The sequence below is a fragment of the Ignavibacteriales bacterium genome (genome assembly GCA_020635255.1).
Classification (GTDB): Bacteria; Bacteroidota; Ignavibacteria; order Tepidaquicellales; family Tepidaquicellaceae; genus JAEYVS01.
Genome location: JACKAC010000001.1, coordinates 1,207,100 through 1,218,039 on the forward strand (window position 1 = coordinate 1,207,100; position 10,940 = coordinate 1,218,039).

At 38.2% G+C, this 10,940-nt stretch carries 10 protein-coding genes; 6 read left to right on the forward strand and 4 right to left on the reverse strand.

The window, feature by feature from the left end:
• The 4 genes from H6614_05430 to H6614_05445 all read right to left on the reverse strand — a co-directional run bounded on the left by H6614_05430 (position 1) and on the right by H6614_05445 (position 4,444).
• Positions 1-1,416, reverse strand: a complete 1,416-nt coding sequence (locus H6614_05430) for a cation diffusion facilitator family transporter (protein MCB9243094.1) — start codon at positions 1,414-1,416, stop codon at positions 1-3.
• On the reverse strand, positions 1,394-2,305 hold the full coding sequence (locus tag H6614_05435) for a DMT family transporter (protein ID MCB9243095.1): 912 nt from the start codon (positions 2,303-2,305) through the stop codon (positions 1,394-1,396). The genes H6614_05430 and H6614_05435 overlap by 23 nt, the downstream gene beginning before the upstream one ends.
• 220 nt (positions 2,306-2,525) lie before the next feature.
• The gene (locus H6614_05440) at positions 2,526-3,584 is read right to left on the reverse strand and encodes a class I fructose-bisphosphate aldolase (protein MCB9243096.1); all 1,059 of its coding nucleotides are present in this window, start codon (positions 3,582-3,584) and stop codon (positions 2,526-2,528) included.
• A 17-nt stretch (positions 3,585-3,601) separates the two neighbouring features.
• Complete coding sequence (locus H6614_05445) at positions 3,602-4,444, reverse strand: hypothetical protein (GenBank protein ID MCB9243097.1); 843 nt, start codon at positions 4,442-4,444, stop codon at positions 3,602-3,604.
• Between the two features lie 307 nt (positions 4,445-4,751).
• Between H6614_05445 and H6614_05450 the strand changes: the two genes are divergently transcribed.
• The 6 genes from H6614_05450 (at position 4,752) to H6614_05475 (ending at position 10,920) form a co-directional block, all read left to right on the forward strand.
• The gene (locus tag H6614_05450; GenBank protein ID MCB9243098.1) at positions 4,752-5,411 is read left to right on the forward strand and encodes a metal-dependent transcriptional regulator; all 660 of its coding nucleotides are present in this window, start codon (positions 4,752-4,754) and stop codon (positions 5,409-5,411) included.
• Positions 5,398-6,807, forward strand: a complete 1,410-nt coding sequence (locus H6614_05455; GenBank protein MCB9243099.1) for an Nramp family divalent metal transporter — start codon at positions 5,398-5,400, stop codon at positions 6,805-6,807. Before H6614_05450 ends, H6614_05455 begins: the two co-directional genes overlap by 14 nt.
• Before the next feature lie 118 nt (positions 6,808-6,925).
• On the forward strand, positions 6,926-7,588 hold the full coding sequence (locus H6614_05460; protein MCB9243100.1) for a hypothetical protein: 663 nt from the start codon (positions 6,926-6,928) through the stop codon (positions 7,586-7,588).
• Positions 7,588-8,037: a GatB/YqeY domain-containing protein gene (locus tag H6614_05465; GenBank protein MCB9243101.1), complete on the forward strand. Its 450-nt coding sequence runs from the start codon at positions 7,588-7,590 to the stop codon at positions 8,035-8,037. Before H6614_05460 ends, H6614_05465 begins: the two co-directional genes overlap by 1 nt.
• A gap of 25 nt (positions 8,038-8,062) precedes the next feature.
• Positions 8,063-8,575, forward strand: coding sequence for a CvpA family protein (locus H6614_05470; GenBank protein MCB9243102.1), 513 nt, complete (start codon positions 8,063-8,065; stop codon positions 8,573-8,575).
• Positions 8,575-10,920, forward strand: a complete 2,346-nt coding sequence (locus tag H6614_05475; GenBank protein ID MCB9243103.1) for an endonuclease MutS2 — start codon at positions 8,575-8,577, stop codon at positions 10,918-10,920. Before H6614_05470 ends, H6614_05475 begins: the two co-directional genes overlap by 1 nt.
• The last annotated feature ends 20 nt before the right edge of the window (positions 10,921-10,940 follow it).

Genomic DNA, 10,940 nt, shown 5'->3' on the forward strand with positions numbered 1-10,940 from the left:
TTATATGCCCGGTTCTGCGTGAATAATTACATTAGATATCTTTGGGAACTGGTCTTTTAAATTCAGGTATATCCTGCTTTCGAGTAAAGTAACAAGGTCGTGTACCTCATCGAAACTCATAGCGGGATCGAATTTACAAGTTAATGATACCCTTATTTTACCGGATGCACTGACAACTTTTATATCGTAATATTCATTAACTTCTTTGACATCTTCAAGTATATTATTAACTTCTTGAATTATTACTCCGGACCTGTGCGTAATATCTTCGGTGTCGAAAACCACGTCACCGGGTTCATCAATATGTATTCTAACGTTAGAGATAATACTTATTTTCTCTTTTATTTTCTCTTCAAGTTCAGTAACCATATCATGCGCAATTACCATATCATTCGTTGATTCGATCTCGACATGTAGCTCTGTAAATATCTCGTCGTTTATCTTATGTGAAAAAATGTCATGAGAGCGAAAACCGAACTCGCTCACAATCATTTTTATTTTATCGTTTATTGTCTCGTTCTCGGTTTCTATGGGTTCAGCATGTATGATTATATCCGTATTGGGGGAAATGTCACTGATCCTTTTTTCGACAGCATCGGTGATCTCATGTACACGCGAGAAGGGGATTATCCTGCTCACGGATATAGTCATATCAATAAATATGTGTGTGCCGGTACTGCGTATCCTATATGAGCAGACTTCTTCGACCCCTTTGACTCCTCTTGTTTCCTTCAAAATCTTATCCGAAAGCCCTTCAGGGACTTTATCCATTAATGAGTTGAATGATTTACGGGCGAGTTTATAACCCATAAACAGAATAACAAATGAAACGAGTATAGCACCCAACGAGTCAGCTTCATAGCTAATGCCAAAATATCCAAGAAGGAGGGATATAATTACGATTGACGAAGTAAGGATGTCGGATGAAAAGTGTAAGGCGTCGGCCTCAAGGGCTTGTGAACCCGTTTCCTTTGCGACTTTTTTTAATGCACGGCTGCGGGAGAAGTCAATTACTATTGTTAAAAGCAGGATGCCAACAGTCCAAAGCCCGATATTAAGATCAACCTGTTTACCCAGGAAAAGACGATGTATCGCTTCGTAAATGATATATGAGCTTGTAGCAAATAATATAATAACCTGGAACAGTGCAGAGAAGCTTTCACCTTTTTCGTGACCGTAGTGGTGGTCTCTGTCCGGTGGTTTTGAGGAAAACTTGATGAAAATAATCGTCATTATGCAGGCAACGATATCTATAGCCGAGTGAAATACTTCTGAGAGCACAGCAAGGCTTCCGCTGAAATACGCGGCAACGATCTTTATCAGGGTGATGAATATTGCCGCCCATAAAGATGATACCGCAACGGAGATCTTTCTGCGGTCGATATATTCTTTTCTATATTCCTGGCTTTGTTCCAACTAGAGCAGCCTTTTCCATTTTGTTTGTTGTTCTCTGGGCAATAAAAACACCAATAAGTGTAATAACAGCCCCGGCAATAAAGTATGACGACAATTCCTCACCTAATAACAACCACGAAAATATGATCGTGATGATAGGGGAGGTATTGGTAAGCGTTGTTAATGTACTTGTGTTGATTATTTTCGTCGAATATGTGTACATAAAGTAACCTCCGAATGCAACTATAACTGACAGGTGAAAGAATGCAAGCATACCAAGCGCGTTTACCTTATCTAAAGATGCATTATGCGCATCGAAGAGAAAGATGGGCGTAAACATTATCATTCCAATGATGAATGCCATGGTGGAGGTCTTAAGTGTTCCATATTTCTCTACCATGCTTTTACTGAATACGAGGTACAGTGACCAGCTGTACACAGCAAAGAAAAGTAATACGTCTCCAAGCAGGGAAGTATTCTTTCCGGTAACAAATATATTTTCCCAGAATATGACAAGTATTCCTATAATCGTAAGTGAGATTGCAAAAAGTTTTTTTGCAGAGAATTTATCAGATTTTATTAAGATGGATGTTGTGAACACAAAAAGCGGTGTACATGCATAAAAGACTCCGGAATGGGAAGCCGACGATAGCTTAATTCCGTAGAGAAAGAAAAATTGATTTATAGGAATCACCAGCGCTCCAAGCAGTAAAAACAATTTCCAATCCTTCTTATCGATTTTGAAATTCTTTTTCTTAATGAAGAAAACTATCAGCAGTAATAGTGTTGCTACACCAAACCTACTGTAAGCAAGAAAAAAAGGAGTAACCTGCTGTACGGCATATCTTGCAGCTATCGGCGTAAATGCAGCCGAAAATGTTAAGAACATAATTAAAAGGAATTTTCTCATTTAGCTGCGAATGTCGGTTTAGTTATATGCAAACGGGACGGACACAAATATCCGCCCCGATAGGTAATATCTAGATTTTACTAATTAATCTTTCTTTGGCGAGGCAGGAGCGCTTTTTTTATTTTTAAGCATTTCCTTTTTCTTTCTCTTTGCCGCGTCCTTCGTTTTTCTGTGCTTCTGAAGCACTACTTTTTTTGCTTTGTTCATTCTTATTGTTAGTTTATGCTATTGTGACTTCTTTAGTAAGGTAAACATCTTGTATTGCATTTAGCAGGCTTATACCATCTTCCATTGGTTTCTGGAAAGCTTTGCGCCCTGAGATAAGACCCATGCCCCCAGCTCTTTTATTGATCACAGCTGTCGTAACTGCCTGCTGAAGATCGGAATCACTTTTTCCGGTCGATGCACCGCCTGAATTGATAAGCCCGGCTCTACCCATATAGCAATTAGCTACCTGGTAGCGTGTTAAGTCTATGGGGTTATCTGTAGTAAGTTTTTCATACACAAGTTTGCTTGTTTTACCGAATTTCAGCGCGTTGTATCCGCCGTTGTTTTCGGGAAGCTTTTGTTTGATAATATCAGCTTCGATCGTAACCCCAAGGTGATTTGCCTGTCCAGTAAGGTCAGCAGAAACATGGTAATCTTTATCAGCTTTAAAGGCAGAGTTTCTCAGGTAGCACCAGAGTATAGTTGCCAGTCCGAGTTCATGCGCATAAGCAAATGCCTGGGAAACCTCCTGTATCTGCCGTGATGATTCTTCGGAACCAAAGTAAATAGTTGCTCCGATAGCGACTGCGCCCATATCAAATGCCTGCTGTACGTTAGCAAACATTATCTGGTCATATTTATTGGGATAAGTAAGGAATTCATTATGGTTAACCTTAACTATGAAAGGAATCTTATAAGCGTATTTTCTGGCTACCGACCCCAGAACTCCAAGTGTTGATGCAACAGCATTACACCCGCCTTCGATCGCAAGTTTTACTATGTTTTCCGGATCAAAGTATATCGGATTTGGAGCAAATGACGCACCGGCTGAATGTTCTATTCCCTGATCGACGGGAAGAATAGAAAGATAACCTGTTCCGGCGAGCCTGCCATGATCGTAAATGGTTTGTAGATTTCTTAGTACATTTGGTGTCCTATCAGACCCAACCCAAACTCTATCAATGAAGTCACCACCGGGTAGGTGAAGCATTTCTTTCGGTATCGTAGTGCATTCATGGGCGAGAAGACTCTCATTGTCTTTGCCCAGAATTTCTTTGATTTTATCGAACATTACGTTTGATTTAATTATTATATAATTTTTGAAATTTTAATCTCAGATAATTTATCACCATGTTTCACGGAATAACTCTTGTTGTAATCCAGGCTGACGCTTCTGATAAATCCGAGTCCGATTATACCATCGCCAACTTTTGCTGTACTGCTTATAAATCCCACTTCCTTTTCGTCGTCTGCGAATATCTTGTCGTTACTTCCCAAACCATTTGTTGAAGAAACTTTTACCATTTGTTTTGGTATTTTGTCTCTTGAATCGATACGAGCGATAACTTCCTGTCCTATGTAGCATCCTTTATTATATGAAATATAATCATTAAGTCCACACTCCATAGGATTAATATCCTCATTGATCTCATTATCGGCTTGCGCGATACCGTGTTCAATCCTGAATATATTAAACTCTTCATCCGACAACCGTTCAATATCAGTTATAGATGATAATAATGTTTCTGCTCTTTCTTTTGAGCAAACGAAATTAACAGAGCCGGTTTTAGAACTATCGTAATAAGCATACAGATCTTTTTCCGGATTAATAATAGAACTATCTTCTTTTATCTCAAAACCGGTGAGTCTGTTTACCTTTTCGATCACTTCCTCACCCCAGATTATTGCCCTGTAAAACTCAAAGTGAGAACTCTCGAGTGTTACGTCATCCATAATGATATACTTTTTCAAATGCTCGACGAGTTTGTTAGTTAATTCAGGGGAGGTTAAAAGTATTGCTTCTTTTTCTAAGTTAAAGATCGTTACAAAATCTACTATACGCCCTTTGTCAGTGGTGAATACTGTCTTTCCAAAAGTATTAACCGGGAAACGCGTGAGATCATTTGAAGACATACGATTAAAAAAATCCAATCTATCATTTCCATAAGCATAAATAAGACCGGCCTTTTGAATGTATGAACACAGCATGCTCTCAGTTTAAAATAATCGTTATGGCAACCAGCGTGAGAATCAGGGTTGAAATCACCAATAAGACAAAGAAAATCTTCTCAATAAAGCTTACCTTTTTCATATTCTTAAATATAAAAATAATGATTTTGATAAGAAATGTAAGAAGATAAGAGGTTTGAGAAGATGTTAAAAATAATGTTATGATATATAAAATATACTTGAAAATTAATTTAAGCTTGCTTAATTTTATTTTAAATTAACTTTAAGAATGAATATATCATTAGAAGATTATTTAAAGAATATCTATGTACTGCGAGGGAGTGACGGAAAAGTATCCACAACAGCTCTTGCGGAAAAAATGCATGTTTCTCCTGCAGCAATAAGCGAAATGGTTTCGAAATTATCGAAAAGCGGGTATATCAAAAATACTCCATACAAGGGATTTGAGCTTGCTCCAAAGGGGAATTCAATCGCATTAAATCTTATAAGGAAGCACAGATTATGGGAAGTATTTTTGGTAAAATATCTTGATTATCCCTGGGATAAGGTTCATGAGGAAGCAGAGAAATTGGAACACTCGTCATCGGACGAATTGATCAGCAAGCTCGAGAAATTCCTGGGTTACCCGGAATTCGACCCACACGGACATCCTATCCCGGATAAAAATGGCAATATTGCAAAGCTAAAACATATCCCTATATCCGAAGCCGATCAAGGTGATGTTGTTGTATTGACAAGTGTATCCGATGAAGACCCGGATGTACTCGTGTATCTTTCAAAGATCGGAATAAAGCTTGGTGATAAACTTGAAATATTAGAAAAGATCGATTTTGATAATTCGATACAGGTTATGCATAAGTCTGAGAGAAAGTTTTTAAGTGAAAAATTAGCAAACTGTTTAAAGATCAAAAAATATGAGCGAGATTAATACTGACGATCTGATAACGAAGGAGGGCGTTAATGCAGAGAGTAATGGAAAAAATGAAGAGGATATAAATAAGGGCTGGAAGCATGCTTTAAAAGAGCATTCATTGCCCGAAGTTTACGGCTCGATAAAAGTACCGGGAAGCCGTTCATCTTTTTGGCGAAAGATGTTTGCCTTTGCCGGTCCAGGAATGCTCGTAGCTGTAGGATACATGGATCCGGGAAATTGGGCTACCGACATAGCTGGCGGCGCGCAATTTGGCTACACTCTTCTAACGGTAATACTTATCTCGAATATATTCGCAATGGTGCTCCAGCACCTGGCTGTAAAGCTGGGGGTTGTTTCAGGCAGGGATCTTGCGCAGGCATGCAGGGATAATTATTCAAAGCCAGTGTCATTTGTTTTATGGGTATTATGTGAAATTGCAATTGCGGCGACAGATCTGGCAGAGGTTATCGGTTCGGCGATCGCACTGAATTTGCTTTTTGGAATCCCGCTTGTAGTTGGTGTAATATTAACGGCGGCGGATGTGCTAGTGATATTATATTTTCAAAATAAAGGGTTTCGCTATGTTGAGAGCATTGTAGCAGGAATGATATTTATAATACTCGGATGTTTTGTTTATGAAATAATTGTTTCAAATCCGGAGATCGGTCCGATGCTAACGGGTTTAATTCCCGATCCACAGATAGCAATAAACCCTGCCATGCTTTATATTGCGATTGGTATTCTAGGGGCAACGGTAATGCCGCATAATTTATATTTGCATTCAAGTATAGTTCAGACCAGAAAATATGAAAAGACTAATGAAGGTAAAAAGATGGCGATCAAATTCGCTACGATCGATTCATCGGCTTCATTATTTTTAGCATTCTTTATAAACGCGGCGATACTAATAGTTGCTGCCGCGACATTTCATAATACCGGTTACCAGGAAGTAGCCGACATTTCGGATGCGTATATGCTTTTGACACCTTTGCTAGGCGCTAAGTTTGCCAGTATTGCATTTGCGGTGGCTCTACTTGCATCAGGTCAAAACTCAACTCTCACCGGAACGCTTGCCGGGCAGATAGTTATGGAGGGCTTCCTTAATATCAGGCTAAAGCCCTGGCTGAGGAGACTTATTACACGCATGATAGCAATAATACCTGCAGTGATCGTAACTATACTAATGGGAGAAAGGGGAGCAGGAAGCCTGCTGATACTAAGCCAGGTGATATTATCCATACAGTTAAGCTTTGCTGTATTTCCACTGATCAGTTTTACAAGTGATAAGCTCAAAATGGGCGGTTTTGTGAACTCACCACGGTTAAAGGTAATTGTATATACGATCGGGTATATAATAGCTTTTTTGAATATATATCTGCTAATACAAACATTTGTGGAGTGGTTTCAGTAGAAAGGCTGATTTATGCCACGAAACCTAATAGGAATTTTGCAAAAGTTTGACTTTTTTAGCAAGATAAAATTGTTTATTTTAGAGGTTTATATTCAGGAACGCATCTTTAAAATCAATTATGGCAAGGAAAACACATACTCAAGACGATAAAATTCTTGAGCTATATTACAAAGCCCTCGAGTATTTTAACGAAAACCGTAAGAGGGTCTATACAGTTTTAACGATATTAGTGGTAGTTGCTGCAGGAGCTTTTATCTATTTCAAGGGAAGACAGGAAAAAAGTGAGAATGCAATGATAGAGCTGGCAAATATCGAGCAGGTCTATAATTCCGGTGCTTATCAACAGGCAATAAACGGAGATTCTTTGGGATTTACAAAAGGTTTACTTTATATGGTGAATGAATTTGGTTCGACAGAAAGCGGACAATCAGCGAAGGTATTACTTGGAAACTGTTATTATTATCTGAGAGATTTTGGTAATGCCGAGAGATATTACAGTGATTATTCGGGCAGTGACCTGATATTAAAAGCGGCTTCAATAGCGGGAATAGCGGCTGTTAAGGGAGCTCAGGGAAATTATGTAGATGCTGCAAAAGAATATGAGAATGCCGCTAATGTCAGTGAAGAGATTGCCATAAACGATGAGTATTTATTCTCAGCGGCGAGGAATTATTCGCTTGCAAAGGATAAAGAAAACTTCGATAGGGTATCTGCTCTTCTGAAGAATGACTATCCGATGTCAACATACATAATGCAATTACCTAGATACGAGATCAACTAATGAGCCTAAAAGATAAGATAAATGACGAACTAAAAGCGGCAATGATCGCTAAGGATTCAGTAAGGACGGAGACGCTTCGGTCTATTAGAGCTGAGATATTAAAAGCGGATAAATCCGGAATGGACCGGGAGCTTAATGAAGAAGAAGAAATAGAACTTTTGTCTAAGCAGGCGAAGATGAGAAGAGAAGCTATTGAGCAATTCGAAACCGCAGGCAGAAGCGACTTGGTTGATAAAGAAAAAGCACAACTTGAAATTATCGAAGCATTCCTACCCGCTCAAATGTCACGTGAAGAGGCTGAAAAGATAATAGATGAAATTATTAAAGCGACAGGAGCAGTCGATCAAAAGGATTTTGGTAAGGTAATGGGCGCATCTATGAAAGAACTCAAAGGCAAGATAGACGGGAAAGTAATACAGGATATAGTTAAATCCAGGCTTTCAGCTTAACCCGCCTATCCAATAGGGGGTCTGATTGAGCAAACTAGACATTCTAATCTTAATTATAGTTGCTGTCCCGGTCATAATCGGGCTTTCAAGTGGTTTTTTAAAAAACCTACTTGGTTTTAGTGCAATCGTAATTGGACTTTTCGTAGCCACCAACTTTCATCCACAAATAATGAGTGTGTTTAATTCCCTGAGCATACCTTCTCAGATAGGTAATGGTTTGGCTTTTGCGGGAGTTATTGTATTTTTTTATGTTTTAGGCGGGTATATTGCACGTAAAATTTCAGGGATTAATAAGTTTACTGCATCTGTCGATAGATTTTTAGGCGCAATATTTGGAATCCTTCAAGGATTATTAATAGCAAGTGTTATATTATTATTTTTGAAATATTTCAATTTTATATCACCAGAGAATGCAGACAATTCGCTTTTTTATCCCTTTGTTGCCGGTGTTGCTCCGGAGATATTAAGTCTTATAGCAAAAGTTCTTCCGTTTACAAAATCAACGTTTGAAGATCTGAAATTTCTGAATGTAAAATAATGGATCAGGTATTAGTAAAAGATAAATTAGAATTCAATATTATTGCCGATAGGGTAAGGCACTACATTACGTCCGGCTTAGGTGAAAAAAAGCTTGAGAATATTGAGTTTTACATTGATGCCAGTGAACTTGAGCGAGAGCTTGATAAAGTTTGGGAAGCAAAGGAGCTGATCCATTTTGATGGTGGTATAGATCTTACTGGATTGAAGGATATATCGGGAGTTCTTAAAAAACTAAAGGTGGAAGGGCATTATGTTTCACCCATGGAATTTTTGTGGGTACTGGAGTTTTTGAGAGTATCGAGAAAGATAAAGCAATATTTTTCATCAAAGAGCAGGGATGATGAGGATAAGTTCAGACTTCTTCCAAAGCTTGCTCAACCGCTTTTTTCCGATAAAATACTAGAACATAATATAGATATTACTATAGATGAAACCGGTAATGTAAAAGATTCGGCTTCAGCGGAATTAAGACGCATCAGGAAAGAGATAAATCAGAAGGAAGAAAGTCTAAGAAAGACTCTTTCGAAAATACTCAAATCATATTCCGAGAAGGAATATTCCCAGGAAGATATTGTTACTCAGAGGGACGGGAGAATGGTCATACCGGTCAAAGCTGAAAACAAAAGGAGTGTACCCGGTATAATTCACAGTACATCGTCTTCAGGAGCTACGGTTTTCATCGAGCCGGGAGAAACGATCGATCTAAATAATGACATTGCTGAGCTTGGATTCAAAGAGAAACGTGAAGTAGAAAAGATATTGAGGGAGCTTTCAAAGCAGGTTTTGGATAATTTAGATAATCTGGAAATAAATTGTGAGATATTGGGTGAGCTTGACTTTCTTAATGCGAAGGCACGCTATGCATCGGAAAGTATGAGCATTAAACCCTTTTTTAATGAAAAAGTAACGTATCTTTTTAAAGCGTATCATCCGGTGTTGTTAATAAACCATAAAAAGAATGAGATAGTACCTCTCGATCTGAAAATGGGTGATGAGTTTAATACATTGATCGTTACAGGTCCTAATGCAGGAGGTAAGACAGTTGCACTCAAGACGGTTGGACTGCTTCAGTTGATGTTTCAATCCGGGATGCTTGTACCCGTTGCGGAAAGGACAACAATGAGATTGTACGATAAGATATTTATTAATATAGGTGATGAGCAATCTATTGAAAATGACCTGAGTACGTTTAGTTCACATCTTCGATCCCTGAAGGATATTATAGATAATGCTGATGATAAATCTCTTATTCTTATTGATGAAATCTGCAGTGGGACTGATCCTAACCTTGGAAGTGCATTATCGGCAGCGATATTAAAGAATTTCTCAGATAGGAATGCTATTTCTATTGTTACAACTCATATTGGGCAGTTAAAGAATTTTGCGTACAATACTCCTAATATTGAAAATGCATCATTAGAGTTCGATCACAAGACATTGTCACCAAGCTTTAATTTTGTGACCGGTCTGCCGGGACAGAGCTTTACTTTTGAGATCGCTTCGAAATTCGATTATCCAAAAGATATTTTAAAAATGGCTAATGAGTTTGCCGACAGTTCGGAAACAAAACTAGAAGAGCTTTTAAAAGAGCTGGCGGAGAATAAGCAGTCGTATAATGAATTGAAAAGTAAATTCGACAGAGAAAATGCAAGACTTACAGGATTAATTAATGTGTACCAAAAGAAGAATGATGAATTAGAACATGAAACAAAGGAAATAATTAAAAAATCTAAACAGGAAGCAAAGCATATTCTCGATGAAGCAAATAAGCTTATTGAGAATACAATAAAAGAAATCCGGGAGAACAAAGATTTTTCACCAAAGGAAGTAAAAGAGCAATTTAGAACAAAAAGTGAAGAGATATCGGGTATTCAAGAGCCAGAGAAAGAAGTGGTTATCGAAGGCGAAATCGAGGTTGGTGACGGTGTAAGATTGAAAGATACAAATACGACGGGCTTTGTGCTGGAGATTTCAGGGAATAACGTGCAGATAAATGCGAATGGATTGACATTGAAAGCGAAGTTATCCGATTTAGAAAAGGTTAGCAGAAAGGAAGTAAAAGAAACGAACAGGTATTCTGAAAGGGATATCAGCATGGAAGGAATCAAGACTTCGCTAGATCTCAGGGGTATGTACACTGATGAAGTAGAGAATTATATAGAAAAATTTCTTTCAGATGCTTATGCCGGAGGAATGAAGGAAGTAAATATCATTCATGGAAAGGGAAGCGGTAAGTTAAGAAATGAGGTTACACGTATTTTAAAATCTAATCCCATTGTTAAGTCGTCTCGCCTCGGCGGTATTAGGGAAGGGGACTCAGGTGTAACTATAGTCGAATTATAGTTCGATATTTCATCCCTCAA

Excerpts from the sequence above, each read along its gene's own strand:
- H6614_05475 (MCB9243103.1), top strand. The coding sequence starts at position 8,575 with ATGGATCAGGTATTAGTAAAAGATAAATTAGAATTCAATATTATTGCC.
- H6614_05465 (MCB9243101.1), top strand. The coding sequence starts at position 7,588 with ATGAGCCTAAAAGATAAGATAAATGACGAACTAAAAGCGGCAATGATC.
- H6614_05455 (MCB9243099.1), top strand. The coding sequence starts at position 5,398 with ATGAGCGAGATTAATACTGACGATCTGATAACGAAGGAGGGCGTTAAT.
- H6614_05435 (MCB9243095.1), bottom strand. The coding sequence starts at position 2,305 with ATGAGAAAATTCCTTTTAATTATGTTCTTAACATTTTCGGCTGCATTT.
- H6614_05460 (MCB9243100.1), top strand. The coding sequence starts at position 6,926 with ATGGCAAGGAAAACACATACTCAAGACGATAAAATTCTTGAGCTATAT.
- H6614_05440 (MCB9243096.1), bottom strand. The coding sequence starts at position 3,584 with ATGTTCGATAAAATCAAAGAAATTCTGGGCAAAGACAATGAGAGTCTT.
- H6614_05450 (MCB9243098.1), top strand. The coding sequence starts at position 4,752 with ATGAATATATCATTAGAAGATTATTTAAAGAATATCTATGTACTGCGA.